This window comes from Serratia sp. LTN-2 (genome assembly GCF_059740205.1).
This window is the reverse complement of the sequence record NZ_JCAXDO010000016.1, coordinates 25,887-52,383: the sequence shown is the minus strand read 5'-3', so window position 1 is coordinate 52,383 and position 26,497 is coordinate 25,887. Positions and strand designations below refer to the sequence as shown.

General features: G+C 59.2%; 28 protein-coding genes and 1 pseudogene. 18 read left to right on the top strand and 11 right to left on the bottom strand.

The features are described 5' to 3' along the window. A pseudogene (locus AC6BYQ_RS22775) lies at nucleotides 1-295 on the top strand (UDP-glucose 4-epimerase GalE); the annotation flags it as partial. Between the two features lie 45 nt (nucleotides 296-340). Here AC6BYQ_RS22775 and AC6BYQ_RS22770 read toward each other — a convergent pair. Continuing rightward, nucleotides 341-1,327 carry a glycosyltransferase family 9 protein gene (locus tag AC6BYQ_RS22770; RefSeq protein WP_175565662.1) on the bottom strand — a complete coding sequence of 329 codons (987 nt, stop codon included), beginning with the start codon at nucleotides 1,325-1,327 and terminating at the stop codon, nucleotides 341-343. Between the two features lie 101 nt (nucleotides 1,328-1,428). Beyond that, complete coding sequence (locus tag AC6BYQ_RS22765) at nucleotides 1,429-2,391, bottom strand: polysaccharide deacetylase family protein (protein WP_498057569.1); 963 nt, start codon at nucleotides 2,389-2,391, stop codon at nucleotides 1,429-1,431. Between the two features lie 210 nt (nucleotides 2,392-2,601). Here AC6BYQ_RS22765 and rfaQ point away from each other — a divergent pair, with 210 nt between their 5' ends. The 3 genes from rfaQ to AC6BYQ_RS22750 are packed head-to-tail and all read left to right on the top strand — an operon-like array spanning nucleotide 2,602 to nucleotide 5,908. Then, a complete protein-coding gene (gene rfaQ / locus AC6BYQ_RS22760) occupies nucleotides 2,602-3,684 on the top strand; it encodes a putative lipopolysaccharide heptosyltransferase III (RefSeq protein WP_074053600.1) in 1,083 nt (360 codons plus the stop codon). Beyond that, nucleotides 3,681-4,811, top strand: coding sequence for a glycosyltransferase family 4 protein (locus AC6BYQ_RS22755; protein ID WP_498057568.1), 1,131 nt, complete (start codon nucleotides 3,681-3,683; stop codon nucleotides 4,809-4,811). The genes rfaQ and AC6BYQ_RS22755 overlap by 4 nt, the downstream gene beginning before the upstream one ends. Next, nucleotides 4,808-5,908: a glycosyltransferase gene (locus AC6BYQ_RS22750; protein WP_498057567.1), complete on the top strand. Its 1,101-nt coding sequence runs from the start codon at nucleotides 4,808-4,810 to the stop codon at nucleotides 5,906-5,908. The genes AC6BYQ_RS22755 and AC6BYQ_RS22750 overlap by 4 nt, the downstream gene beginning before the upstream one ends. A gap of 50 nt (nucleotides 5,909-5,958) precedes the next feature. Here AC6BYQ_RS22750 and AC6BYQ_RS22745 read toward each other — a convergent pair whose 3' ends face one another. Continuing rightward, nucleotides 5,959-6,975 (bottom strand): glycosyltransferase family 9 protein, encoded by a 1,017-nt coding sequence (locus tag AC6BYQ_RS22745; RefSeq protein ID WP_498057566.1) that lies wholly within the window; start codon nucleotides 6,973-6,975, stop codon nucleotides 5,959-5,961. Between the two features lie 125 nt (nucleotides 6,976-7,100). Between AC6BYQ_RS22745 and waaA the strand changes: the two genes are divergently transcribed. From waaA to coaD, 3 genes are read left to right on the top strand one after another with little or no spacing between them, the layout of a single operon-like run. Further along, nucleotides 7,101-8,378: a lipid IV(A) 3-deoxy-D-manno-octulosonic acid transferase gene (gene waaA, locus AC6BYQ_RS22740; protein ID WP_019452200.1), complete on the top strand. Its 1,278-nt coding sequence runs from the start codon at nucleotides 7,101-7,103 to the stop codon at nucleotides 8,376-8,378. Then, nucleotides 8,379-9,152 (top strand): glycosyltransferase family 2 protein, encoded by a 774-nt coding sequence (locus AC6BYQ_RS22735; protein ID WP_019452199.1) that lies wholly within the window; start codon nucleotides 8,379-8,381, stop codon nucleotides 9,150-9,152. 3 nt (nucleotides 9,153-9,155) lie between these two features. After that, nucleotides 9,156-9,641, top strand: a complete 486-nt coding sequence (coaD, locus tag AC6BYQ_RS22730) for a pantetheine-phosphate adenylyltransferase (RefSeq protein ID WP_004931181.1) — start codon at nucleotides 9,156-9,158, stop codon at nucleotides 9,639-9,641. A gap of 3 nt (nucleotides 9,642-9,644) precedes the next feature. On the opposite strand, the gene mutM is transcribed toward coaD, so the two are convergent. The 4 genes from mutM to radC all read right to left on the bottom strand — a co-directional run bounded on the left by mutM (nucleotide 9,645) and on the right by radC (nucleotide 11,903). Further along, entirely contained in the window at nucleotides 9,645-10,460 is an 816-nt protein-coding gene (mutM, locus tag AC6BYQ_RS22725) for a bifunctional DNA-formamidopyrimidine glycosylase/DNA-(apurinic or apyrimidinic site) lyase (RefSeq protein ID WP_025160307.1), read from the bottom strand. Nucleotides 10,461-10,541: 81 nt separating this feature from the next. Then, nucleotides 10,542-10,709 carry a 50S ribosomal protein L33 gene (rpmG, locus tag AC6BYQ_RS22720; protein ID WP_002442576.1) on the bottom strand — a complete coding sequence of 56 codons (168 nt, stop codon included), beginning with the start codon at nucleotides 10,707-10,709 and terminating at the stop codon, nucleotides 10,542-10,544. An 11-nt stretch (nucleotides 10,710-10,720) separates the two neighbouring features. Continuing rightward, on the bottom strand, nucleotides 10,721-10,957 hold the full coding sequence (gene rpmB, locus AC6BYQ_RS22715) for a 50S ribosomal protein L28 (protein WP_004931195.1): 237 nt from the start codon (nucleotides 10,955-10,957) through the stop codon (nucleotides 10,721-10,723). 262 nt (nucleotides 10,958-11,219) lie between these two features. Next, nucleotides 11,220-11,903 (bottom strand): RadC family protein, encoded by a 684-nt coding sequence (gene radC, locus AC6BYQ_RS22710; RefSeq protein WP_004931197.1) that lies wholly within the window; start codon nucleotides 11,901-11,903, stop codon nucleotides 11,220-11,222. A 183-nt stretch (nucleotides 11,904-12,086) separates the two neighbouring features. Here radC and coaBC point away from each other — a divergent pair, with 183 nt between their 5' ends. The 3 genes from coaBC to slmA all read left to right on the top strand — a co-directional run bounded on the left by coaBC (nucleotide 12,087) and on the right by slmA (nucleotide 14,579). Further along, nucleotides 12,087-13,304, top strand: coding sequence for a bifunctional phosphopantothenoylcysteine decarboxylase/phosphopantothenate--cysteine ligase CoaBC (coaBC, locus tag AC6BYQ_RS22705; protein WP_043129414.1), 1,218 nt, complete (start codon nucleotides 12,087-12,089; stop codon nucleotides 13,302-13,304). Continuing rightward, nucleotides 13,282-13,740, top strand: a complete 459-nt coding sequence (gene dut, locus AC6BYQ_RS22700; protein WP_015379440.1) for a dUTP diphosphatase — start codon at nucleotides 13,282-13,284, stop codon at nucleotides 13,738-13,740. Before coaBC ends, dut begins: the two co-directional genes overlap by 23 nt. A 242-nt stretch (nucleotides 13,741-13,982) precedes the next feature. Continuing rightward, nucleotides 13,983-14,579, top strand: coding sequence for a nucleoid occlusion factor SlmA (gene slmA, locus AC6BYQ_RS22695; RefSeq protein WP_004931203.1), 597 nt, complete (start codon nucleotides 13,983-13,985; stop codon nucleotides 14,577-14,579). A gap of 31 nt (nucleotides 14,580-14,610) precedes the next feature. Here slmA and pyrE read toward each other — a convergent pair whose 3' ends face one another. Beyond that, nucleotides 14,611-15,252 (bottom strand): orotate phosphoribosyltransferase, encoded by a 642-nt coding sequence (gene pyrE, locus AC6BYQ_RS22690; RefSeq protein ID WP_063918312.1) that lies wholly within the window; start codon nucleotides 15,250-15,252, stop codon nucleotides 14,611-14,613. Between the two features lie 96 nt (nucleotides 15,253-15,348). Continuing rightward, nucleotides 15,349-16,065 carry a ribonuclease PH gene (gene rph, locus AC6BYQ_RS22685; RefSeq protein WP_025160305.1) on the bottom strand — a complete coding sequence of 239 codons (717 nt, stop codon included), beginning with the start codon at nucleotides 16,063-16,065 and terminating at the stop codon, nucleotides 15,349-15,351. Between the two features lie 126 nt (nucleotides 16,066-16,191). Here rph and AC6BYQ_RS22680 point away from each other — a divergent pair, with 126 nt between their 5' ends. Next, a complete protein-coding gene (locus AC6BYQ_RS22680) occupies nucleotides 16,192-17,055 on the top strand; it encodes a YicC/YloC family endoribonuclease (protein ID WP_015379441.1) in 864 nt (287 codons plus the stop codon). Between the two features lie 52 nt (nucleotides 17,056-17,107). Here AC6BYQ_RS22680 and AC6BYQ_RS22675 read toward each other — a convergent pair whose 3' ends face one another. Further along, nucleotides 17,108-17,497, bottom strand: coding sequence for a hypothetical protein (locus AC6BYQ_RS22675; protein WP_498057565.1), 390 nt, complete (start codon nucleotides 17,495-17,497; stop codon nucleotides 17,108-17,110). A 362-nt stretch (nucleotides 17,498-17,859) separates the two neighbouring features. Between AC6BYQ_RS22675 and AC6BYQ_RS22670 the strand changes: the two genes are divergently transcribed. Next, nucleotides 17,860-19,044, top strand: coding sequence for a NupC/NupG family nucleoside CNT transporter (locus tag AC6BYQ_RS22670; RefSeq protein ID WP_004931212.1), 1,185 nt, complete (start codon nucleotides 17,860-17,862; stop codon nucleotides 19,042-19,044). A gap of 34 nt (nucleotides 19,045-19,078) precedes the next feature. Here AC6BYQ_RS22670 and AC6BYQ_RS22665 read toward each other — a convergent pair whose 3' ends face one another. Further along, nucleotides 19,079-19,516: a DUF3574 domain-containing protein gene (locus AC6BYQ_RS22665; RefSeq protein WP_063918310.1), complete on the bottom strand. Its 438-nt coding sequence runs from the start codon at nucleotides 19,514-19,516 to the stop codon at nucleotides 19,079-19,081. Between the two features lie 253 nt (nucleotides 19,517-19,769). Here AC6BYQ_RS22665 and AC6BYQ_RS22660 point away from each other — a divergent pair, with 253 nt between their 5' ends. From AC6BYQ_RS22660 to recG, 6 genes are all read left to right on the top strand, one after another. Beyond that, a complete protein-coding gene (locus tag AC6BYQ_RS22660) occupies nucleotides 19,770-20,387 on the top strand; it encodes a trimeric intracellular cation channel family protein (RefSeq protein ID WP_019452191.1) in 618 nt (205 codons plus the stop codon). Between the two features lie 211 nt (nucleotides 20,388-20,598). Further along, on the top strand, nucleotides 20,599-21,222 hold the full coding sequence (gmk, locus tag AC6BYQ_RS22655) for a guanylate kinase (RefSeq protein WP_004931218.1): 624 nt from the start codon (nucleotides 20,599-20,601) through the stop codon (nucleotides 21,220-21,222). Between the two features lie 54 nt (nucleotides 21,223-21,276). Then, complete coding sequence (gene rpoZ, locus AC6BYQ_RS22650; RefSeq protein WP_004931221.1) at nucleotides 21,277-21,552, top strand: DNA-directed RNA polymerase subunit omega; 276 nt, start codon at nucleotides 21,277-21,279, stop codon at nucleotides 21,550-21,552. An 18-nt stretch (nucleotides 21,553-21,570) separates the two neighbouring features. Beyond that, nucleotides 21,571-23,682, top strand: a complete 2,112-nt coding sequence (gene spoT / locus AC6BYQ_RS22645; protein ID WP_019452189.1) for a bifunctional GTP diphosphokinase/guanosine-3',5'-bis pyrophosphate 3'-pyrophosphohydrolase — start codon at nucleotides 21,571-21,573, stop codon at nucleotides 23,680-23,682. Nucleotides 23,683-23,687: 5 nt separating this feature from the next. Further along, a complete protein-coding gene (gene trmH, locus AC6BYQ_RS22640; protein ID WP_004931227.1) occupies nucleotides 23,688-24,383 on the top strand; it encodes a tRNA (guanosine(18)-2'-O)-methyltransferase TrmH in 696 nt (231 codons plus the stop codon). Then, nucleotides 24,380-26,461 (top strand): ATP-dependent DNA helicase RecG, encoded by a 2,082-nt coding sequence (recG, locus tag AC6BYQ_RS22635; protein ID WP_498057564.1) that lies wholly within the window; start codon nucleotides 24,380-24,382, stop codon nucleotides 26,459-26,461. The genes trmH and recG overlap by 4 nt, the downstream gene beginning before the upstream one ends. Nucleotides 26,462-26,497: the final 36 nt, after the last annotated feature.

Below are 26,497 nucleotides of genomic sequence, written 5' to 3'. Positions count from 1 at the left end.
AGGCCACCTGCAGGCGCTGGAACACATCCGCGATTCTCAGGGCGTGGCGGTTTACAACCTGGGCACCGGCGTCGGTTACTCCGTGCTGCAAATGCTGCACGCCTTTGAACGGGCCTGCGGCCGGAAAATCGCCTACCACATTGCGCCGCGCCGCCCTGGCGACATTGCCGAATGCTGGTCGGACGCTTCGTTAGCCGCAGAAAAACTGGGCTGGAAAGCACGTCGCGGATTGGAAGACATGATGCAGGACGCCTGGCGCTGGCAGCACAGCAACCCGCGCGGCTACGCGGAATAAAGCGGCAAAGATCAAAGAGCGTGCATGCACGCTCTTGGTTTATCCTTACGCCGCAAGCATCGCCATCACGCGCAGGTAAACATCATCGACAGCGATAGCCCGCAGAGGCGCTTCCTGGTCGGTGACGCGCGGATCGCTCAACGGTAGATAAATATTCTGATGCAGCTCGCGGTCCTGATAGGGGCCGCTGCGGCGCGGATCTTCGGTCACGAACAGGCTCAGGGTCGGCACATGCAGCGAGATAGCCAGGTGGAAGGGGCCGGTATCGCCTGTCACCAGCAGATCCATCGAGGCAATCACCCCCAATAGCTGCGGCAACGTGGTTTTTCCCACGAAACTGACGATTTTGCCGGCAAACGCCGCATCAAGATGTTTCATCAGCGCCTCAGCCAAAGGCGTTTCCTGCGGCGAGCCAATCAACACGATTTCAATGCGTTCGTTCGCAGCCAATAAACGCTGTGCAAGAGCGGCGTAATATTCCGGCGGCCAACAGCGTATCAACGTCGAAGCGCCAAGCTGGAACCCCACGCGCACCGTTCCTTCCGGCTTAGGTTGCACCTCGTAACGGCATGGCAACGCCATATCGACATTGTCGGTCGCACACCCTAATGCCGCCACCAGCTTCATTTTGCGCGCGATGACGTGCTCGTCGTAATCATCCAACCCATAGGTCAACCAACGGGCCATTTTACCCACCGGCTTGGCGTAATTGTCGCGCACGATATATTGGCAGCCGGCCATGGCGGCACTGGTGATGTCATAAGGCAGATGAGAATGCAATAAAATGGCCAACTGCGGCTTATGGCGTTTCGCCTGCTTCACCAACGCCGACATATCGCTGACTTTATTGGTCCAGAACAGTACGTCATCGTAGAAATCGCGCTGTGTCAGCAAGTTTTGATATTTGGGATGTGCGACCAGCGTAATGTGCGCCTGCGGATAACGCAGACGAATAGCGCGCAGCGCCGGCGAATTGAACATGTAGTCGCCCAACGCCGTAGTGGAATAGACCAGGATGCTGTCGAACGTCATCGTGGCCAGAGCATTTTTTTTCTCTGGCGTGCTTTTTGCCTGGCGGAAAAACAGGCTGAGAAAAAAATCACACAGCCCAATCTTAAATTTTTTCTTTTCTCTCATCGCGTACTGACTTTGTCCAAATAATATTCCGCCAGGGTTTTGCCGACCGTCATGCCCTGCAGCCAGTCAAACAGTTGTTCCAGCTCGGCATAGAGTCTTTCTATGTCCTGTTCCGTTTTAAACGTCGGGCTGCCGCCAGGCATAAATTCTGAAGAATGCAGCATAAACTCGACGTAGTCGTGCCCTTGGGCCAAGGACATCTCCGCCACTTTTTTCATTTGCATCAGATTGTCGCCGCTCGGGCGCAGCCAGTTGACGGATGGAGAGCGCCGCTTGCCGCGCAGCCGGTCATAACCCTGCTTGAACGCATTCATCAGCGCCGAGTGCTTGTACTGAATGCTCATCGGCACTTCCAGCAGCGACGACGCGCCCGGTTTGGCGATGTTCTGCGGATCGATGAAATAGGCCTGCGACGGGAAGCGGCTGTAATCGGTGCCGCCGTTGCCCTGCGGATTGCCCGGCGAAAACTGCCAGTTGACCCGCGGCGTGACCGAACAGTCCACCTGATAGCCGTATTCCAGCAGCAGCGAGGCATAATATTCGTTGAACGCCCAGCGACCGGCGCGATGGCTGAGCATTTTTGTCTGGAAAGCATCTTCCAGCAGCTTGGTCATGTGATCGACCTTGGCGCGTATCTGATCGGCGGGATACTCGATCAAATAAGGTTTGTGGCGCCAGTCATCGTCGGTCAGCGGCGTCAGCGGCGGGCTGTTCCAGGCGTGCAGGTGCATCCCCACCTCGCCGGCGTTGCGGGCGATCACGTCGCGCGCGAACTCGACGTAAGCCGGGTCCATCGCCATTTCATAGTTGGTGAGATAAACCGGTTTGAAGGCGTATTTTTCGCACAGCGCCTGAAAGCGCGGCAAGAAACGCGTGTTTTCGGTCGCGATGCGATCGTGGTTTTGCCACAGATTATCGCCTTCGGTATCAATGGTGATGAGAAACGCCGGTTTAGTCATGAATATCGAGCCTGATATCAACAGAATGCACTATGTTACGCAGGCCGTTTCGCCAGGGCAAACGACTTTGCTGCCTGGTTTGGACAACGTTGAGACGCATTCGTCCCCGACCCGGCGATTTTTTTGCCGCCCGGCAAGAAAACCGTGCAACAGTAGCCACATGCGATCGGGTCATTTAGAATCAAAGATTGGTTTCCCAGAAAGCGACTCATGATGAACGACGCGCCAGCCCTAACTTCCGCCCCATCCGTACAGCGTATTCTGATCATAAAACTGCGCCACCACGGCGATATGCTGCTGGTCACGCCGGTCATCAGCAGCCTGCGGCAAAACTACCCGCAGGCGCAGATCGATGTGCTGCTGTATCAGGAAACGCGGGAGATGCTGGCCAGTAATCCGGAGCTGTCGACCCTGTTCGCCATCGATCGCCAATGGAAAAAACAGGGCACCCGCGCGCACCTGGGGCACGAACTGGCGCTGCTGCGCCGCCTGAAGGCGCAGCGCTACGATCTGGTGGTCAACCTGGCCGATCAGTGGCGCAGCGCCATCCTCACGCGCCTGACCGGCGCGCGCATCCGTCTGGGCTTCGATTTTCCCAAACGCCGCGGCTTTGTGTGGCGCCACTGTCACACGCAGCTGGTGCCGGTAGACAATCACGCCCGACTGCATACCGTCGAACAGAATCTCTCATTGCTGGCGCCGCTGAACCTGCCCGCGCTCAATGAACGTGTGACCATGAGTTATGATCCAAAGGATTGGCAGGCTTGTGAGCAACTGTTGCAGAAACAGGGCGTCGCCGGCGGTTATATTGTGGTGCAGCCCACGTCGCGCTGGTTCTTCAAATGCTGGAGCGAAGAGAAAATGGCCGCCACCCTCACCGCCTTGCAGGCGGACGGCCACCAGTTGGTGATCACCTCCGGCCCCGACGCCAGAGAAAAAGCCATGGTGGAGCGCATTTTGGCGCTCAGCCCGCCGCAGGGCGTGATCTCGTTGGCCGGGCAACTGACGCTGCGCCAATTGGCCGCCCTGATCGATCACGCCAAACTGTTTATCGGCGTGGATTCGGTGCCGATGCACATGGCCGCCGCGCTGCAAACGCCATGCGTGGCGCTGTTCGGCCCTTCCAAGCTGACCTTCTGGCGGCCATGGCAGGCTACCGGCGCCGTGATCTGGGCCGGTGACTTCGGTGAACTGCCCGATCCGGACGCCATCGATACCGGCACCGACGAACGGTATCTCGACCTTATTCCTACAGACGCGGTGATTGCAGCCGCGCGGAGCACGCTGGCATGAAAGCATTTCGTTTGGCGATCGTTCGCCAAAAATACCGCCCGGACGGCGGAGCCGAACGTTTCGTTTCCCGCGCCCTGGAGGCGCTGGAGCAACAGGATCTCGATCTGAACGTCATCACTCGCGAATGGCAGGGTGACGCCAATCCCAACTGGCACATCCACCTGTGCAACCCGTTAAAGCTTGGCCGCATCAGCCGCGAGCGGGGGTTCGCCGTGGCGGCCAGGGCGCTGTGGCAGAAAGAGCGCTTCGATCTGGTGCAAAGCCATGAACGCATTCCCGGCTGCGACATCTACCGCGCCGGCGACGGCGTACATCGCCGCTGGCTGCTGCAACGCGCGCGTCTGCTGCCGGAATGGCGGCGTAAATGGCTGTTTTCAAACCGCTATCACCGCTACGTGATGTGCGCCGAACGCGCCATGTACGCTGCGCCGGAGCTGAAAGCCGTCATCTGCAACGCCGAGATGATCAAGCAGGAGATCATCGCCGACTTTGGCGTGCCCGCCGACAAAATCACGGTGATCTATAACGCCATCGACAATCAGAAATTCCCACCCGCCGACGAGGCTCTGCGCCGCGGCCTGCGCGAGCAATATCAGATCCCGCAACAGGCGCACTGCCTGATCTTCGTCGGCTCCGGCTTCGAGCGTAAAGGGCTGGCCGCCGCCATCCGCGCCGTGGCGGCGACCGACAGCCATCTCTTGGTGGTCGGCAAAGACAAGGCCGAAAAACGCTACCGTGCGTTGGCGCAGTCGCTGGGCTGCAGCGATCGCATTCACTTTATGGGCGTGCAGAAGCAGACCTTGCCGTTCTACCAGGCGGCGGACGCGCTGCTGCTGCCGACGCTGTACGATCCGTTCCCCAACGTGATTTTGGAAGCGATGTCATGCGGCCTGCCGGTTGTCACCAGCACCACCTGCGGTGGCGCCGAATTTATCACCCCTGGCGAAAACGGCTTCGTCACCGATGCGCTCGACGTGCCGGCCATCACGGAAGCTATCCGTGCGCTGCCGCGCCAGGCGCTGGGTTCACAGATGGGGGCAGCCGCGCGTGCCACCATTTTGCCGCACGACGCCGAACATCTTTCCCAGCAGTTGTTCAGCCTATATCAAAAGTTGTTGAAACCATGAAAAAACACATCTTGCTGATTATCGACGGCCTGCCGGGCGGCGGTGCGGAAAACGTCACTCTGACGCTGGCCAAGGGCTTGCAGCAGCGAGACTGCGCGGTCACATTGCTGTCGCTCAGTGATCGTCTCGACTATGAGATCCCTGCCGGGGTGAACTATATTGTCGATCATGACACCAACAGCGGACCGTTTCGCAAAACCCATGAATTGTCGCGCCGCGCCGCCTCGATGGACCGTTTGCTGCCTGGCTTATTCGCCGAGTTTGGCAAACCCGCACTGGTGATTTCCCATCTGCACAAAACCGACCGTATTGTCGTTCGCTCCCGCGTGCTGAGAGAGTGCAATGTCTGGTACTGCGTCCACGGCATGTTCTCCCGCACTTACCTTGGCAACAAAACAGGGTTCAGTCGCTGGTTAAAGCAGAAAAAAGTGCAGAAGGTCTACAGAAATCGCAAGGTCATCACCGTTTCCGAAGCCATCGGCACCGACCTGATCGAGCAGAGCGGGATTCGCCCTGAAAAGCTCATCACCATTTACAACCCTTTTAATATCAAAGAAATAGAAAATCGCGCCGCGCAGGAAAACCCCTTCGCCGGCGAAGATTACATCCTGCACGTCGGCCGTTTCCATCAGGTAAAACGCCACGATCGGCTGCTGGCGGCGTTTGCACTGGCTGACCTGCCCGCAAAGCTGGTGTTGATAGGCCAGGGAGAGGCCGCCGTTACCCACGCTATTCAGGAAAAAATTACGGCCCTTAACTTGCAGGACAAAGTCGTGCTCGCGGGGTTCCACGCCAATCCGCTGCCGGCGATCAAAGGCGCCAAAATGGTCGCGCTCAGCTCTGACAGCGAAGGTTTGCCAACCGTCTTGATCGAAGCGCTGATTTGCCATACGCCGATCGTCAGCACCGCCTGTCCGGGCGGCGTGGCCGAAATCATGTCGGGAGCATTGCAGCCTTATCTGGCGGAAATGAACGAACAGGCGCTGGCGGAAAAAATGCGTCTGGCATGGCAAACGCCGCCGCAAATCACAGCAGAGATGTACAGTAAATTCGATTACGAAAAGATTCTCGATAAATATTTATCGTTGGCGGAGTGACGTCTATTACATTACCCACCGCCATAATGATGGCGGCGGGTAAATGACGGTCAGGCATTGTTATATTTTATGCAGCCCCAGACATCTTCAACAGAAACATCTACACAGTCTCCGGATTCGCTTTGTAAAATATGATAATCATTCATCCACGGATGCCATTGTTCCTTATTTGTATCGCCAAAGAACACGACCATTTTTTTATTCAACGCAGCGGCAAGATGCATCTGCCCGCCATCGCTGCACAACACCCGATCGCATAAATCAAACCCGCCCAACAGCTCACGCACCGAGGCCGTCGGATAAAGCGCGACGCGTTCGTTTTGGCACAGCGCCAACAGCTGTTCTGCGCGCTGCTGGTCACCGATGTCGTCCGGTGCCAGCGTGCCCTGCGGCGACCAGAAAATCAGCACGCCGGTGTGGGGATCGGCAGTCAGACGGTTGATGATTTCGGCATAGCGCTCAACCGGCCAGCGCCTTTTCGGGCTGCGGCTGCTGATATGCACGGCGCAGACTCGTTCGACCGGCGGCAGACGTTCCTGCAGCCGCTGCGCCGCCAGCTGCCGCTCTTCCGGCGTCAGAAACACCCGCACCGGAGGGATTGGAATGGATTGATCGGTTATCGCCGATAAGTAGCTATAAGTGTGTTCGACCTGATGTTGGCCGCGGAAATCGTCCTTGCGAAACGGGCGATCAATATCTTTCGTGCCCAAATCGGCGCCGATAATATGGGTTGCGCCGGCCATTTTCGCTAAACGCAGGCTGTATTTGCAAGGTACCGGGTTGGCCAGAATGACCGCATCGAACTTTATTTTGCGCAGCTTCAGGAAGATCATCAGACGTTCGAAATAAACGCCCAACGTCGTTTCATTTTTCGCCTTATGCTTGGCCTTTTTATAGACAAAAACTTTCTCGAGATGAGGGTTGTTTTTAACAACGTCCTGGCTGACTTTATTGATCAGCAGATAAACTTTAGCGTCTGGATAGGCAATTTTCACCCCTTCGATCAGAGGTGTGGTGCAAACAAGATCGCCGATGTTATCGCGGCGAATAATTAAAATATTCTTCATTCCGAGCCTATCGGCGAAATCGCTCGCCGGTTGTCTGAAACTGACACCCAAGGTTACCAAATTAGCGCCTTTCCCTTCCAGTTATGGTACTATTCCGAATAACCCATATAAATGAAATTGATAGAATGTTGCTGCGTTTATATCAGGTACTACTCTACCTCATCCAACCCCTGATCTGGCTCCGCTTACTGCTGCGCAGCCGCAAAGCTCCAGCCTACCGTAAACGCTGGGCGGAACGCTATGGCTTCTGCGCCGGGAAAGTCGTGCCAGGCGGCATCATGCTGCATTCCGTCTCCGTCGGCGAAACGCTGGCGGCCATCCCGCTGGTGCGGGCACTGCGCCACCGTTACCCCGCTTTGCCGATAACTGTGACCACAATGACCCCAACAGGTTCAGAACGCGTCCAGTCCGCTTTCGGCAAAGACGTGCATCATGTCTATCTGCCCTACGATCTGCCCGGTTCCATGAACCGCTTCCTCGACCAGGTGAATCCCAAGCTGGTGATCATTATGGAAACCGAGCTATGGCCTAACCTGATCAACGCGCTGCATCAGCGGCAGATCCCCCTGGTGATCGCCAATGCGCGTCTGTCGGCACGCTCCGCCGCTGGCTATAAGAAAATTGGCGGGTTCATGCGCGATATGCTGCGCCGCATTACGCTGATCGCCGCACAGAACCAGGAAGACGGCGATCGGTTTATCGAACTGGGCCTGAAACGCTCTCAGTTGGCCGTCACCGGCAGCCTGAAATTCGATATCTCCGTCACCCCGGAGCTGGCCGCCCGCGCCGTTACGCTGCGCCGCCAATGGGCGCCGCGCCGCCCGGTGTGGATCGCCACCAGCACCCATGAGGGTGAAGAAACCATCCTGCTGGAAGCGCATCGCAAACTGCTGGAAAAACACCCCGACCTGCTGCTGATCCTGGTGCCGCGTCACCCGGAACGCTTCCCGACCGCCAAAGAGCTGGTGCAGAAAGCCGGCTTCAGCTACACCCTGCGCAGCAGCGGCGAAATCCCATCCGGCAGCACTCAGGTGGTGATCGGCGATACCATGGGCGAGCTGATGCTGCTGTACGGCATCGCCGATCTGGCCTTTGTCGGCGGCAGCCTGGTGGAACGTGGCGGGCACAACCCGCTGGAAGCTGCCGCGCACGCCATCCCGGTGCTGATGGGTCCGCACACCTTCAACTTTAAAGACATTTGCGCCAAGCTTTCGCAGGCTGAAGGCCTGATCACCGTGACCGATGTCGATTCGCTGGTGAAGGAAGTGGAAACCCTGCTGACCGACGAAGACTACCGCCGCTACTACGGCCGCCATGCGGTGGAAGTGTTGTATCAGAATCAGGGAGCGTTGCAGCGCCTGCTGCAGCTGCTGGAACCGCACCTGCCGCCCCGGAGTCACTGAATGAGCAGCCGCAAAAGCCTGTCGGTGGTGATGATCGCCAAAAACGAAGCCGGGCTGTTGCCGGACTGTCTGCGCTCGGTCGAGTGGGCCGATGAAATCATTGTGCTGGACTCCGGCAGCGAAGACGACAGCGTCACCGTCGCCGAAAGCCTGGGTGCCAAAGTCTTCACGCACACCGACTGGCAAGGGTTTGGCAAGCAGCGTCAGCTGGCGCAAAGCTACGCCAGCCATGACTACGTTTTGATGATCGACGCCGACGAACGCGTCACGCCCGAGCTGCGGCAATCTATCGAACAGGTGTTGAACGCGCCGGACGACGGCGCCGTCTACAGCTGCGCGCGGCGCAATCTGTTCCTTGGCCGCTTCATGCGCCACAGCGGCTGGTATCCCGACCGCGTCAACCGCCTGTACGCCAACCAACGCTATCGCTATAACGACGATCTGGTGCACGAATCGCTGAACATCGGCGACGCTAAAGTCATCCCCCTCAGCGGCGATATGCTGCACCTGACCTGCCGCGATTTCTTCGCCTTCCAGCGTAAACAGCTGCGCTACGCCGAAGAGTGGGCCACCCAGCGCCACCGGGCCGGCAAGCGCTGCGGCTACCTGTCTATCCTGACCCACACGCTCGGCGCCTTCGTCAAAACCTGGCTGCTGCGCGCCGGCTTCCTGGACGGTAAACAGGGGTTGCTGTTAGCGGTGGTCAACGCGCAATATACCTTCAATAAATATGCCGCATTATGGGCATTGGGCCGCAACTACTCAGAGAAGTGAATCATGACCAGCAAAGCCATCTATCCCGGGACCTTCGATCCCATGACCAACGGCCACCTGGATTTAGTGACGCGCGCGTCACTGATGTTCGATCACGTGATTCTGGCCATCGCCGCCAGCCCGAGCAAAAAACCGCTGTTCAGCCTGGATGAACGCGTGGCGTTGGCGACGCAGGTCACCTCGCATCTGGACAATGTGGAAGTGCTGGGCTTCAGTGAACTGATGGCGCACTTCGCCGCCCACCAGAACGCCAATATCCTGGTGCGCGGGCTGCGTGCAGTGTCTGACTTTGAATACGAATTGCAGCTGGCGAACATGAACCGTCACTTGATGCCAACGCTGGAAAGCGTATTTCTGATGCCTTCCGAAGAGTGGTCGTTCATCTCCTCCTCACTGGTGAAGGAGGTCGCCCGCCACGGCGGCGATATCGCGCCTTTCCTGCCCGATGTGGTCACCCAGGCGCTGATGGCCAAGCTCGCCGCCGAGTGATGCTCAGCGCTGGCAGCGGCGGCAAAAGAAGGTGCTGCGCTGCCCATGTTTGGCGGATTCAATCGGCGTGCCGCATGCGCGGCACGGTTCTCCCGCCCGCCCGTAAACCTGCAACTCCTGCGCGAAATACCCCGGTTTGCCGTCCGACTGCAAAAAGTCGCGCAATGTCGTGCCGCCCTGCTCGATGGAACGTTGCAACACCGCCTTGATGGTCTGCGCCAACAATGCCGCTTCGGCTTTGCTCAAGGATCCCGCCGGACGATCGGGCAGGATCCCGGCGCTGAACAGCGATTCGCTGGCGTAAATGTTACCGACCCCGACCACCAGCTTGTTATCCATCAGCCACGGTTTGATTAACGTGCGCTTATTGCGTGATTTTTCATACAGGTAGTCGCCGTTGAACGCTTCGCTCAGCGGTTCCGGCCCCAGGTGAGCCAACACGCTGCTGGTCGCCAAATCTTCGCACCACAGCCAGGCGCCGAAACGGCGCGGATCGGTATAGCGCAGGATCATGCCGTTATTGATCACCAGATCAACGTGGTCATGTTTGCCTGCCTCGTCTTCGTTTTCCTCGCGCAGCATGCGCAGGCTGCCCGACATGCCCAGATGCACGATAATCCAACCGCGCTGCAGTTCGATCAGCAGGTATTTGGCCCGACGCTGCACGCTGAGCACCGGCTGATCGCTCAGCGTCAGGATCTGCTCGGAAACCGGCCAGCGCAGGCGCGCGTTGCGCACCACCGCATACTGAATGCTGTGGCCGACAAGATAAGGCTCTATACCGCGTCTGCTCGTCTCAACTTCCGGTAATTCAGGCATCTGGCTTCCCCTCCGACGTTTTCTACCCTTTATAAAACAAAAAACCCGGCCAAGGCCGGGTTTTTCATTAATCCACTAAAATTATTTAATTTTAGCTTCTTTGTATACTACGTGCTGACGGACAACTGGATCGAATTTCTTCAGTTCCAATTTTTCCGGCTTAGTACGCTTGTTCTTCGTGGTGGTATAGAAGTGACCAGTACCAGCAGAAGAAACCAGCTTGATCTTCTCGCGAACACCTTTAGCCATGATTCAGTTCCTTAATACTTCTCACCACGGGCACGCAGATCGGCCAGAACCGTCTCAATACCCTTCTTATCGATAACACGCATACCTTTAGCAGATACACGCAGAGTTACAAAGCGCTTCTCAGCCTCAACCCAAAAACGGTGTGAGTGCAGGTTAGGCAGAAAACGGCGTTTGGTCGCGTTCATTGCGTGGGAACGGTTGTTACCGCTCACCGGGCGCTTGCCAGTAACTTGGCAGACTCGGGACATGTCTATTCTCCAAAAATCAAATCAGCTCGAGCTTCGTATAGGGTATGGCCGCCTCGTCAGGCTTTTAGAGCCCATCTCAGCAAACTTCATACTGAGGAGACTCTCGTCATCAGGTAGAAACCACACATCAGGTCAGAAACCTGCTGAGATAGGCTCTTGCGCCAAACCCAAGATTCTCAAAGGTGGCGTAGTATACGCTCTGAAGCGTAAGTGCTCAAGTCCCGAACAGCTAAAGATCCCACAAGGATCGCGAAAAAATCGCTTAAAGCCATCCGCGCTCGGCAAAAGAGACGCATTCACCCCGACCGATCACCAAATGATCAAGCACTCGGATCTCCAATAACTGGCAGGCTTTCACCACTTGCTCGGTTATCAAACGGTCGGCGTGACTGGGTTCAGCCTTACCCGAGGGGTGATTATGCGCGAGAATCAGCGCGGCTGCATTAGCCTTCAGCGCTTCACGCACAATTTCTCTCGGGTAGACGACGACGCTGCTGATGGTACCAGCAAACATCTCCTGATGGCGAATAACCCGGTGCTGATTGTCTAAAAACAATACCAAAAAGACCTCTCGCTCGCGATGCGCCAGCAGACTTTGCAGGTAATGCTGGGTGACGCGCGGGTTGAGCATGGCATTTTCCTGCGACAAGTGGCTGGAAAAGAAGCGCAGCGCCAGTTCGGCAATCGCCTGCAGTTGGGTATAGCTGGCGTCGCCCAGGCCTTTTTGGCTACAAAAAGCCTGATGATCGGCCGACATCAGGTGATAAAGCGAGCCGAATCGGCGCAGCAGTTGTTCCGCCAACTGCATCACATGCACGCCGGGCAATCCGGTGCGCAAGAAAATGGCCAACAGCTCTGCGTCGGACAGCGACGCCGCTCCTTGCATCAGCAGCTTTTCACGCGGCGCCAACGCGCCCGGCCAGCACGCCACAATCGGGTTGCTCATCGTGTTCCTCCCTGAAAGGGCTACAGCATGCCATGTGCCACCCGGCGCGTTCGACAGGTGTTTGATAACATTGCGAAGTGTTTCGCAAAGCACAATGTAACGCCCTGCAGCCATTGCGGAATCGCTCACCTGAACGGCGGATATGCTAAAATGGCGCATCTTTCGGCTTTCAATCGGACAATGATGATGACGGGACTTTCCGGCAAACATATTGTGCTTGGCATCAGCGGCGGCATCGCCGCCTACAAATGCCCAGAGCTGGTGCGCCGCCTGCGCGACAGAGGCGCAGAAGTGCGCGTGGTGATGACCCACGCCGCCAAGGCGTTCATTACGCCGCTGACGCTGCAGGCCGTTTCCGGCTATCCGGTGTCCGACGATCTGTTGGATCCCGCCGCCGAAGCCGCCATGGGCCACATCGAACTCGGCAAATGGGCGGACCTGGTGATTCTGGCGCCGGCGACCGCCGATCTGCTGGCGCGCGTCGCCGCCGGCATGGCCAACGATCTGCTGACCACCGTCTGCCTGGCGACCGACGCACCTATCGCCGCCGCGCCCGCCATGAACCAGCAGATGTATCGCGCCGCCGCCACGCAGGCCAACCTGCAAACACTGCAGGCACGCGGCATGCTGCTCTGGGGGCCGGACAGCGGCAGCCAGGCCTGCGGCGACGTCGGCCCGGGCCGCATGCTGGATCCGCTGGACATCGTCGAACTGGCGAACGGCCATTTCTCTGTCACGCAGGATCTGCAACATTTGCAGGTTATGATCACCGCCGGCCCGACGCGTGAAGCGCTGGATCCGGTACGTTTCATCAGCAATCACAGCTCAGGCAAAATGGGCTTCGCCATTGCCCGCGCCGCCGCCGCTCGCGGCGCGCAGGTGACGCTGATCGCCGGGCCGGTCAATTTGCCGACGCCGCCATCAGTCACCCGAGTCGACGTCACCAGCGCACTGGAGATGGAGCAGGCGGTGCAGCAACGCGCCGCGCAGCAGCAGATTTTCATCTCCTGCGCCGCCGTGGCCGACTATCGCCCCGAGCGGATCGCCGATGAAAAAATAAAAAAACAGGGTGATGAAATCGTCCTCAAGATGGTAAAAAACCCCGATATCGTCGCCGGCGTGGCGGCGATGACCAAAAATCGCCCCTTTGTCGTGGGGTTTGCCGCCGAAACCCAGAATGTGGAAGAATACGCGCGGCAAAAACTGGCGCGTAAGAAGCTGGATTTAATTTGCGCTAACGATGTATCGCTTGCAGAGCACGGGTTCAACAGCGACACCAATGCCCTGCACCTTTTTTGGCAGGATGGAGAGAAACGCCTGGCGCTGAGCGACAAGGCACTCCTTGGCCAACGTTTAATAGACGAGATAGTCAGCCGTTATGATGAAAAAAATCGACGTTAAGATCCTCGACCCACGCATCGGTCAGGATTTCCCGCTACCGACCTACGCTACTCCGGGCTCTGCCGGTCTCGACCTGCGCGCCTGCCTGGACAGCGCGGTGGAGCTGGCGCCGGGTGAAACCACGCTGCTGCCTACCGGCCTCGCGATCCACATCGCCGACGCTAGCCTGGCGGCGGTGATCCTGCCGCGCTCGGGCCTGGGCCATAAGCACGGCGTCGTGCTGGGCAACCTGGTCGGCCTGATCGACTCCGATTACCAGGGCCAGCTGATGGTGTCCGTGTGGAACCGCGGCCAGAAGCACTTCACCATCGAGCCGGGCGAACGCATCGCGCAGATGGTCTTCGTGCCGGTGGTGCAGGCCGAATTCAACCTGGTGGAAGAGTTCGACAGCAGCGAACGCGGCGAAGGCGGCTTCGGCCACTCGGGGCGCCACTAAGCGCTACCCAATGTACGATGGCCGCGTCGCCTGAACCTTGCCTTTCCGGGGAGAAGGATGTCTCTGCGGCAAGGTTTTACCGCGACAATTGCAGCGCACACCAGGCAGCGCGGAAAAAGGCCGTTAAGGCCGCTGACCCCAGCATCGTAAAAAAGCTATCACATAAGCCGCACAGAGCCTGCTCTGCAGCGGCCGGTGCGCGGGTTTCCGTCAGTTAAGTTTTAGCAAGGGTCTAATCAGACATGGCAGAAAAAGAAAAGACGAAAAGGAATCGGCGCGAGGAAATATTGCAGGCGTTAGCCCAGATGCTGGAGTCCAGCGACGGCAGCCAACGCATCACCACCGCCAAGCTCGCCGCGAACGTGGGTGTTTCTGAAGCTGCGCTGTACCGGCATTTCCCCAGCAAGACACGGATGTTCGACAGTCTGATCGAGTTTATTGAAGACAGCCTGATCACCCGTATCAATCTGATCTTGCAGGACGAGAAAGAGACGTTTAATCGTCTGCGCCTGATTTTGCTGCTGATTCTGGGCTTTGCGGAACGCAACCCAGGGCTGACGCGCATCATGACCGGCCACGCGCTGATGTTTGAACAGGATCGCCTGCAGGGCCGCATCAACCAGCTGTTCGAGCGCATCGAGGCGCAGCTGCGCCAGGTGCTGAAAGAGCGCAAATTGCGCGAAGGCAAAGGCTTTATCGTCGATGAAACGCTGCTGGCCAGCCAACTGCTGGCCTTCTGCGAAGGTATGTTGTCGCGCTATGTGCGTTCGGAATTCCGCTATCGCCCCACGCAGGAATTCGACGCCCGCTGGCCGCTATTAGCGGCACAGCTGCAATAACGAAAACGCCGGGCATGCCCGGCGTTGTTATTTAGACGCCATACTGCTCGCGGTAAGTGCGCACCGCCGCCAGGTGGTCCGCCATCTCCGGTTTCTCTTCCAGGTAGGCAATCAGGTCTTTCAGCGTCACGATCGAAATCACCTTGCAGTGATAGTCGCGTTCCACTTCCTGAATGGCGGAGATATCCGCGCGGCCGCGTTCCTGACGGTCGAGGGAGATCAGCACACCCGCCAGCGAAGCGCCGCTGGCGCCGATGATTTCCATCGACTCGCGGATCGCGGTGCCGGCGGTGATCACATCGTCCACCAGCATCACGCGCCCCTGCAGCGGGCTGCCCACCAGCGAACCACCTTCGCCATGGGTTTTGGCTTCCTTGCGGTTAAAGCAGTAAGGCACGTCGCGCTCATGGTGTTCCGCCAGCGCCACCGCCGTGGTGGTGGCGATAGGAATGCCTTTATAAGCCGGGCCAAACAGCAGGTCGAAATCGATGCCGGAATCCATCAGGGCTTCGGCGTAGAAGCGCCCCAACAGCGCAAGATCGCGCCCGGTATTAAACAGGCCGGCATTGAAGAAATACGGGCTGGTGCGGCCGGATTTCAGGGTGAACTCGCCGAACTTCAATACCTGCTTGTTAAGCGCGAACTCGATAAACTGGCGCTGATAGGCTTTCATTACTGCTTCTCCTCGTCTGAATCTGTTTGGGTCTTGTCATTACTGCCGCCCGATCGTCGGGCATAAAAAAGGCGACTTCTCAGTCGCCTTAAAAAATCAATCCGCCAGCGCCGCTTTCTGCGCCTGGAAGATGGTTTCGATGCCCCCTCGGGCCAGCGCCAATAGCGCCAACAGCTCATCGTGGCTGAACGGCTCGCCTTCGGCGGTGCCTTGCACTTCAATCATGCGGCCGTCTTCCATCATCACCACGTTCATGTCGGTTTCCGCGGCGGAATCTTCCACATACTCCAGATCGCACAGCGCTTCGCCATTGACGATACCGACGGAAACCGCCGCCACCATGCCCTTCATCGGGTTGGCTTTCAGCTTGCCGTTGGCCACCAGCGTGTTCAGCGCGTCGGCCAGCGCCACGCAGGCGCCGGAGATGGAGGCGGTGCGGGTACCGCCGTCGGCCTGCAGTACGTCGCAGTCGAGGGTGATGGTGAATTCACCGAGCTTTTTCAGATCCACCGCGGCGCGCAGCGAGCGGGCGATCAGACGCTGGATTTCCAGCGTGCGGCCGCCCTGCTTGCCTTTGGCGGCTTCACGGGCATTGCGGCTATGGGTGGAGCGCGGCAGCATACCGTACTCGGCGGTGATCCAACCTTGCCCCTGGCCTTTCAGGAAGCGCGGAACGCCCTCTTCTACCGTGGCGGTGCACAAGACTTTGGTATCGCCAAACTCAACCAGCACTGAACCTTCAGCGTGTTTGGTATAGTGACGGGTCAGTGTCAGTGGGCGAACTTGCTGTGGTGCTCTGCCTGCAGGACGCATGGGCTCTCTCCGGCTTCAAATCAACTATTGGCTGCGCATTATACGGGCTTCGTGACGTAATGCCTATCCTGCCCGCAGCCGCGACGCTATAATCGCCCCATCTTTTCCTATTACGGGTACGCATCAATGATCCGCAGCATGACCGCCTACGCCCGGCGTGAAATCAAGGGTGAATGGGGCAGCGCAGCCTGGGAGCTGCGTTCCGTTAACCAGCGCTACTTAGAAACCTACATCCGCCTGCCGGAACAATTCCGCAGCCTGGAGCCGGTGATCCGTGAACGTATCCGTGGCCGCCTGACCCGCGGCAAAGTCGAATGCAACCTGCGTTTCGAACTGGACCCAAGCGCGCAAAGCTCGCTGATCCTGAACGAAAAGCTGGCCAAACAGCTGGTCGAAGCCGCCAACTGGGTGAAAATGCAGAGCGACGAAGGGGAAATCAACCCGATCGACGTGCTGCGCTGGCCGGGCGTCATGTCCGCGCAGGAGCAGGATCTGGACGCCATCAGCGCCGAGCTGATGCAGGCGCTGGACGGCGCGCTGGATGACTTTATCGTCGCACGCGAAAGCGAAGGCGCCGCGCTGAAAACGCTGATCGAACAGCGCCTCGACGGCGTCAGCGCCGAAGTGGTCAAAGTGCGCGCCCAGATGCCGAACATCCTGCAATGGCAGCGCGAGCGCCTGGTCAGCAAGCTGGAAGAGGCGCAGGTGCAGCTGGAAAACACCCGCCTGGAGCAGGAGCTGGTGCTGATGGCGCAGCGCATCGACGTCGCCGAAGAGCTGGACCGTCTGGAAGCGCACGTGAAAGAGACGCACAACATCCTGAAGAAGAAAGAAGCCGTCGGCCGCCGCCTCGACTTTATGATGCAGGAGTTCAACCGCGAATCGAACACCCTGGCCTCCAAGTCGATCAATGCCGACGTCACCGCCTCCGCCATCGAGCTGAAGGTGCTGATCGAGCAGATGCGCGAGCAGATCCAGAACATCGAGTGATCCCGCTCCGCACGCCATCAAGCCCGCGGCACGCGGGCTTGATGGCTGCAGATCAGCGATAGGCGGCCGCCTGCTCCTCACCGATCAACCCCATTTTCTGCAGCTGCACCGCAATGCTCCAGGTTGAGCGCTCAAACTCATCGCTCAACGCTTCCAGCGTCGCCCCGGCCGCATGACTCTCGCGCAGCCGCAGTTTTTCCTCTTCCGGCCAGAGGAGATAGGCATTGGCCTGCCGGCCCTCGGCCAGATTCTTCTGCCGCTTCTCTTCCGGCGTCAGCCGGGCTTTTTTCTGCAGTGCGGATTCACCGTCGAACTCGTTGGCCAACGCGAACAGCAGGCGGATAGCCTCCGGCGCACAGGCCGCTGAAGCCGGTTTCAACAGCTCGCCGGTGTCGGGATTAACGCCATTGGCCAGCGCCCTGAGCAACATGCCGGTATTCATCGTTCGCCTCCTGACTTGAGAAAATGCGCGCCGGTCGCGGCGCCCTGCTCAAGCATGTTTCTCCGTCTTAGCCGAGAAAACCACGTTTTGCGCCGGGAAAAATCCCCCATTGCGAGCCAGATTCCAGGCGTTTGCACGCGAGTGACGGTGATTGCATCAGGTTGCGAGCCGGCAGGCCCCTGGGGAACCGGCTCACCGGGAAGCTTATGAAAAACTGCCGAGCAGCGCGTGTGGATGACATTCGGCAAGATATCCCGCACGCCATAAGTATTTTGTTCTAATTATCACGCAAGGTAATGAAAGGACGGCGATGCTGTGGCTAAATGTGTTTTTTTCCTGCCCGTGAACCGTACGGACCGTTTATGCCACAAATTCTGCAATTTATTATGGCCCTGGTGGTGATCATCGCCCTGGCGCTGCTGGTCAGCAATAATCGCAAGAAAATCCGCCTGCGCTATATCATCCAGCTACTGGTGATCGAAGGTGCGCTGGCCTATTTCTTCCTGCACTCCGCCAGCGGGCTCAGCGTGATCAAACACGTCGCCGGCTTCTTCGACACCCTGCTCGCCTACGCGGCACAAGGATCGGAGTTCGTGTTCGGCGGCATGAGCAAGGATGGCCTGGCGTTCATCTTCCTCGGCGTTTTATGCCCTATCATCTTTATTTCCGCCCTGATCGGCATTTTGCAGCATTTCCGCATCCTGCCGCTGATCATCCGTCTGGTGGGCACCCTGCTGTCCAAGGTCAACGGCATGGGCAAGCTGGAGTCGTTCAACGCCGTCAGCACGCTGGTGCTGGGGCAGTCGGAAAACTTCATCGCCTATAAAGGCATCATCGGCGATATCTCGCCGCGCCGCATGTACACCATGGCCGCCACCGCCATGTCGACGGTATCGCTCTCCATCGTTGGCGCCTACATGTCGATGATCGACGCGCAGTACGTGGTGGCGGCATTGATCCTTAATATGTTCAGTACCTTCATCATCCTGTCGATCATCAACCCGTATCAGGTTGAAGACGAGCCGGAGCTGAAGCTGAACAAACTGCATGAAGACCAGAGCTTCTTCGAAATGCTGGGCGAGTACATTCTGGCCGGCTTCAAGATTGCGATGATCATCGCGGCGATGCTGATCGGCTTTATCGCGCTGATCTCCGCCGTCAACGCGCTGTTCTCGGCGGTGCTCGGCATCAGCTTCCAGCAGATCCTCGGCTACGTGTTCTATCCGCTGGCCTGGCTGATCGGCATCCCGGCGGAAGAGGCCTTGAAGGCGGGCAGCATCATGGCAACCAAACTGGTGGCCAACGAATTCGTGGCGATGATTGAGCTGAAGAAGATCGCGGCGGAGCTGTCGCCGCGCGGGCTGGGCATTCTGTCGGTGTTCCTGGTGTCGTTCGCCAACTTCGCCTCCATCGGCATCGTCGCCGGCGCCATCAAGGGGCTGAACGAGCAGCAAGGCAACGTGGTTTCCCGTTTTGGCCTGAAGCTGGTTTATGGCTCGACGCTGGTGAGCCTGCTGTCGGCGGCCATCGCCGGCCTGGTGCTGTAATCCTTATTCCCGGCCGCAGGGCCGGGAGTTCGCTTTAAAACGCCACGCACACCGGCGCATCCACCCGCATCACCGAATCCTGCGCAAACTGCTGCTTATAGCCGCTGCGCAGCGCCTCGATATTTGTCTCGCTCTCTTTGCCCGGCGCATGGATCAGCAGCAGCGCCTTGCTGTTCTCGCGCGCCAGTTTGCCGTCGTGGCCCAGCCACTGCCCTTTGGCGTCAAACACCGTCAGCCCGTCTTTAAAGCGCGGCGTCACCTGGCTGTCGACGAAGGTTTGCCACTCGGCGGCGGTGATCGCCGGCCCCGCCGGACGATTCAGGCCAAAATAGAGCGTTGTCTGCACCAGCGGATCGCCGGTGCGGCAAACCGGGGCGGGGGACGTTGTCTGGTGACCTGGCGCCACGCAGCCGCTCAACAGCAGGGCGGCAGCCACCACGGCGCAGGCGGCCAGTTTCGGGGAATTTTTCATCTGCAGTCTCGGTTTCTCAGTTGAAGGATTAGCTGCAAAAAGCATAGTCAGCGATGGAAACCAGCGCGAAATTTCTAATGCTTTTATCAGCAGCCAGATGTTAAAAAAGGCTGGTTATCGGCAATAAAAACGCAGTTTGGATTAGCTAAATTAATCCGAAACGCCATCGGTGAAAAAAACTCAGTAGCGCGCACCCTCGGCGGCGATTACCCTGCCGTCCATCATTCTGACGCAAGTACGCTGTGAACCCCTTATGTTACTGAGCATCCTTTATATCATCGGCATCACCGCCGAAGCCATGACCGGCGCGCTGGCGGCCGGCCGCCGCCAAATGGACATGTTCGGCGTGATCATCATCGCCTCGGTCACGGCGATCGGCGGCGGGTCGGTGCGCGATATGCTGCTCGGGCATTTTCCGTTGGGCTGGGTCAAACACCCGGAATACATCGTCATCGTCGCGATAGCGGCGATCGTCACCACCTGGGTGGCCCCCCTGATGCGCCATCTGCGCCGCCTGTTCCTGGTGCTCGACGCCGTCGGCCTGATCGTCTTCTCCATCATCGGCGCGCAGGTGGCGCTGGATATGGGGCACAGCGCGATTATCGCCGCCATCGCCGCGGTGATCACCGGCGTCTTCGGCGGGGTGCTGCGCGACATGTTCTGCAACCGTATCCCGCTGGTGTTCCAGAAGGAGATCTACGCCGGCATCTCCTTCAGCGCCGCCTGGCTGTATATCGGCCTGCAGCACCTCAGCCTGCCACACAATCTGGTGGTGATCATCACGCTGGTCGCCGGCCTGAGCGCGCGCCTGATCGCCCTGCGCTTCCGCCTCGGCCTGCCGGTGTTCAACTACCAGCATCCGGATCATTGATGTCGGGGCGGCAACGCGCCGCCGCCGAGGCCAAAACTGCAGAAATGTCGCCCTTCAACGCGCAAATTCGCGCATTCACCGCTTTTTCCGCGCAAAGCCGCGGGCAAAATGCGAGCTAACGCTGCACCCGGCGCGTTAGCCGTGTATACTGTGCGGAGAAAATACACATCCGCTGTTATTGGCATATCAACCGTTATCAACGAACATCATCATGGCTCAAGGCACGCTTTATATTGTCTCTGCTCCCAGTGGCGCAGGTAAATCAAGTCTGATTCAGGCTTTGTTAAAGACGCAACCGCTGTACGACACGCAGGTTTCGGTTTCGCACACCACGCGCGACAGCCGCCCGGGTGAAAATCACGGCGAGCACTATTTCTTCGTCTCGAAAGACGAATTCCGCCGGATGATCGAGCAGGACGCGTTTCTTGAGCATGCCGAAGTGTTCGGCAACTATTACGGCACCTCGCGCGCCGCCATCGAACAAGTGTTGGCGACCGGCGTAGACGTGTTTCTGGATATCGACTGGCAGGGCGCGCAGCAAATCCGCGCCAAAATGCCGCAGGCGCGCAGCATCTTCATTCTGCCGCCGTCGAAGGAAGAACTGGGCCGCCGCCTGCGCGGGCGCGGGCAGGATTCCGAAGAGGTGATCGCCAAGCGCATGGCTCAGGCCGTGGCGGAAATGACGCATTACGCGGAGTACGATTACCTGATCGTGAACGATGATTTCGATCTGGCGCTGTCCGATCTGAAGACCATCATTCGCGCCGAACGCCTGCGTTTGGGCCGCCAGTTGCTGCGGCATGACGCTTTAATCAGCAAACTATTGGCAGACTGAAGGCAGTTTCAGTATCATGCCCAGTCTTTTCGTCACCTGTGGAGTAGCACAAATATGGCACGCGTAACTGTTCAAGACGCTGTAGAGAAAATTGGTAACCGTTTTGACCTGGTGTTGGTCGCTGCTCGTCGGGCGCGTCAGATCCAGACCGGCGGCAAAGATGCACTGGTTCCGGAAGAGAACGACAAGTACACCGTTATCGCCCTGCGCGAAATCGAAGAAGGCCTGATCACCAGCCAGATCCTCGACGTGCGTGAGCGCCAGGAGCAGCAAGAGCAGGAAGCCGCAGAGATTCAAGCGGTTACCGCGATTGCTGAAGGTCGTCGTTAATTAGACTGCGAGTCCGCCTTGTACCTGTTTGAAAGCCTGAATCTGCTGATTCAACGTTACCTGCCCGAGGAGCAGATTAAGCGCCTCAAACAGGCATACCTCGTCGCGCGCGACGCGCACGAGGGCCAGACACGCTCCAGCGGTGAGCCCTACATTACTCACCCGGTCGCCGTGGCCTGCATCCTGGCGGAAATGCGTCTCGACCACGAGACGCTGATGGCGGCATTGTTGCACGACGTCATCGAAGACACCCCGGCTACCTATCAGGATATGGAACAGCTGTTCGGCAAGAGCGTCGCCGAACTGGTCGAGGGCGTCTCCAAGCTCGATAAGCTGAAATTCCAGGACAAGAAAGAAGCGCAGGCGGAAAACTTCCGCAAGATGATCATGGCGATGGTGCAGGATATCCGCGTCGTGCTGATCAAGCTGGCCGACCGTACGCACAACATGCGCACCCTCGGTTCGCTGCGCCCCGACAAACGCCGGCGCATCGCGCGTGAAACCCTGGAAATCTACAGCCCGCTCGCCCACCGTCTGGGTATTCATCACCTGAAAACCGAGCTGGAAGAGCTGGGCTTCGAGGCGCTGTACCCGAACCGTTATCGCGTGATCAAGGAAGTGGTGAAAGCCGCGCGCGGCAACCGCAAAGAGATGATTCAAAAAATCCTCTCCGAGATCGAAGGGCGGCTGACGGAAGCCGGCATCGCCTGCCGCGTCAGCGGGCGGGAAAAACACCTCTATTCCATCTACCTCAAGATGCACCTGAAAGAACAGCGGTTCCATTCCATCATGGATATCTACGCGTTCCGGGTGATCGTCAAAGAGGTCGATACCTGCTACCGCGTGCTCGGCCAGGTGCACAGCCTGTACAAGCCGCGTCCGGGGCGGGTGAAAGATTACATCGCCATTCCCAAGGCCAACGGCTATCAATCGCTGCATACCTCGCTGATCGGCCCGCACGGCGTGCCGGTCGAAGTGCAGATCCGCACCGAAGACATGGACCAGATGGCTGAGATGGGGGTGGCCGCGCACTGGGCTTACAAGGAAAGAGAACAGGGCGAAACCGGCACCACGGCGCAGATCCGCGCCCAGCGCTGGATGCAAAGCCTGCTGGAGCTGCAGCAAAGCGCCGGCAGCTCGTTTGAATTTATCGAGAGCGTCAAATCCGATCTGTTCCCGGATGAGATTTACGTTTTCACCCCGGAAGGCCGCATCGTCGAGCTGCCCGCCGGCGCCACGCCGGTCGACTTCGCCTATGCGGTGCATACCGATATAGGCCATGCCTGCGTCGGCGCGCGCGTCGATCGTCAGCCCTACCCGCTGTCGCAGTCGCTGACCAGCGGCCAGACCGTCGAGATCATCACCGCACCGGGCGCGCGGCCTAACGCCGCCTGGCTGAACTTCGTGGTCAGCTCGAAAGCGCGCGCCAAAATTCGCCAGATGCTGAAGAATCTCAAGCGCGACGACTCCGTCGGCCTCGGCCGCCGTCTGCTCAACCACGCGCTGGGTGGCAGCCGCAAGCTGGCCGAAATCCCGCAGGAAAACATTCAGCACGAGCTGGACCGCATGAAGCTGGCGACGCTGGACGATCTGCTGGCGGAAATCGGCCTCGGCAACGCCATGAGCGTGGTGGTGGCGAAGAACCTGCAGGGCGATCAGTCCAGCCTGGGCGCGTCCTCCGGCGTGCGCAACCTGGCCATCAAGGGCGCCGACGGGGTGTTGATCACCTTCGCCAAGTGCTGCCGTCCGATTCCGGGCGACCCGATTATCGCTCACGTCAGCCCGGGCAAAGGGCTGGTGATCCACCATGAATCCTGCCGCAATATTCGCGGCTATCAGAAAGAGCCTGAGAAGTTCATGGCGGTCGAGTGGGATAAAGAGACCGAGCAGGAGTTCATCGCCGAAATTAAGGTGGATATGTTTAACCACCAGGGCGCGCTGGCCAACCTGACGGCGGCGATCAACGCGGCCGAGTCCAATATTCAGAGCCTGAACACCGAAGAGAAAGACGGTCGGGTTTATAGCGCCTTTATCCGCTTGACCACCCGCGATCGCATCCATTTGGCAAACATTATGCGTAAAATCCGTATCATGCCGGATGTGATCAAAGTTAACCGCAACCGAAACTAGCGCTTATGAGTCCTGAACGCTATGCGCGGATTTGTGAAATGCTCGCGACCCGGCAGCCGGATTTGACGGTTTGCCTGGAGCAGGTGCACAAACCGCATAACGTCTCCGCCATTATCCGTACCGCCGACGCCGTCGGCGTGCATCAGGTCCACGCCGTGTGGCCCACCACCCGCATGCGCACCCTGGTTTCCTCCGCCGCCGGCAGCAACAGCTGGGTCAGCGTTAAAACCCACCGCACCATCGGCGACGCGGTCGGTCACCTGAAAGCGCAGGGCATGCAAATTCTGGCCACCAACCTGTCTGCGCGCGCGGTCGATTTCCGCGAGGTGGACTACACCCGGCCAACCTGCGTGCTGCTCGGCCAGGAAAAAACCGGCATCACCGAAGAAGCGCTGGCGCTGGCCGATCAGGACATCGTCATTCCGATGATCGGCATGGTGCAATCGCTCAACGTCTCCGTAGCCTCCGCGCTGATCCTGTATGAGGCGCAGCGCCAACGGCAAAACGCCGGCCTGTATCGCCGCGATAACAGCATGCTGGACGAAGAAGAGCAGCAGCGCCTGCTGTTCGAAGGCGGCTACCCGGTGTTGGCCAACGTGGCCAAGCGCAAAGGGCTGCCGCGCCCGCAGATCGATGAACAGGGCCAAGTGGTCGCCAGCGCCGAATGGTGGGCGGCCATGCAGGCGACGGTGCGCAAATGAAAGGCCGCCTGCTGGATGCTGTCCCACTCACCACGCTTTCCGGGGTTGGCGCCAGCCAGGCGGGCAAATTGGCCAAGCTTGGCCTCGATACCATTCAGGACCTGCTGCTGCACCTGCCGCTGCGCTACGAAGACCGCACCCGCCTCTATCCGATCAACGATCTGCTGCCGGGCATCTACGCCACGGTAGAAGGGGAAGTGCTGCGCAGCGACATCAGCTTCGGCCGCCGCCGCATGCTGACCTGCCAGATCAGCGACGGTACCGGCATCCTCACCATGCGGTTCTTCAACTTCAACGCCGCGATGAAGAACAGCCTGGCCACCGGCCGCCGCGTGACCGCCTACGGCGAGATCAAACGCGGCAACCACGGCGCGGAGATCATCCATCCGGAATACCGCATTCAGGGCGAAACCAGCGAGGTTGAGCTGCAGGAGTCGCTGACGCCGGTCTACCCCACCACCGAGGGGGTGCGGCAGGCCACGCTGCGCAAATTGACCGACCAGGCGCTGGAGCTGCTGGATACCTGCGCCATTGCCGAACTGCTGCCGCCGGAGCTGAGCGGCGGCCTGATGAGCCTGCCGCAGGCGCTGCACACCCTGCACCGCCCGCCGCCGGACATCCAGCTGGCGGATCTGGAGCTGGGCAAACACCCGGCGCAAAAACGCCTGATCCTCGAAGAGCTGTTGGCGCATAACCTCAGCATGCTGGCGGTGCGCGCCGGTGCCCAGAGTTACCGGGCGCAGCCGCTGCTGCCGGACGATCGGCTGAAAAACCGTTTTCTCGCCCAGCTGCCGTTCTCGCCGACCGGCGCGCAAACGCGCGTGGTGGCCGACATCGAAGCCGATATGCAAAAAGACTTCCCAATGATGCGGCTGGTGCAGGGCGACGTCGGCTCCGGCAAAACGCTGGTGGCGGCGCTGGCGGCGCTGCGCGCCATCGCGCACGGCAAGCAGGTAGCACTGATGGCGCCAACCGAGCTGCTGGCCGAGCAGCACGCCAACAATTTTCGTCAGTGGTTCGAACCGCTGGGGCTGGAGGTCGGCTGGCTGGCCGGCAAACAGAAAGGCAAGGCACGCATCGCGCAGCAGGAAGCCATCGCCAGCGGCCAGGTGTCGATAGTGGTCGGCACCCACGCCATCTTCCAGGAACAGGTGCAGTTCAACGGCCTGGCACTGGTGATCATCGATGAGCAGCACCGCTTCGGGGTGCATCAGCGGCTGGCGCTGTGGGAGAAAGGCGAAGAACAGGGCTTCCACGCCCATCAGCTGATCATGACCGCCACGCCGATCCCGCGCACGCTGGCAATGACCGCCTATGCCGATCTCGATACCTCGGTCATCGACGAGTTGCCGCCGGGCCGCACGCCGGTGACCACCGTCGCCATTCCCGATACCCGCCGCGCCGATATCATTCAACGAGTGAAGAGCGCCTGCCTGGAAGAGGGCCGGCAGGCTTACTGGGTGTGCACGTTGATCGAAGAGTCCGAGCTGCTGGAAGCGCAGGCGGCGGAAGCCACCTGGGAAGAATTGAAAACCGCGCTGCCGGAGCTGAAGGTGGCGCTGGTGCACGGCCGCATGAAAGCTCAGGAGAAGCAGGCGGTGATGCAGGCGTTTAAACAGGGCGAGCTGCAGCTGTTGGTCGCCACCACGGTGATCGAAGTCGGCGTCGACGTGCCGAACGCCAGCCTGATGATTATCGAGAACCCGGAGCGGCTGGGTCTGGCGCAACTGCACCAGCTGCGCGGCCGCGTGGGGCGCGGTGCGGTGGCCTCACACTGCGTGCTGCTGTACAAAACGCCGCTGAGCAAAACCGCGCAAACGCGCCTGCAGGTGCTGCGCGACAGCAATGACGGCTTCGTCATCGCGCAGCGCGATCTGGAGATCCGCGGTCCGGGCGAGCTGCTCGGCACCCGCCAGACCGGCAGCGCCGAATTCAAAGTGGCAGACCTGCTGCGCGACCAGGCGATGATCCCCGAAGTGCAACGCGTCGCTCGCCACCTCCACCAGCACTATCCCGAACATGCCCAGGCGCTGATCGAGCGCTGGCTGCCGGAGAAGGCGCGCTACTCCAACGCATAAAAAAGGGCGCCGACGGCGCCCTCTTCTTTTCTGGCT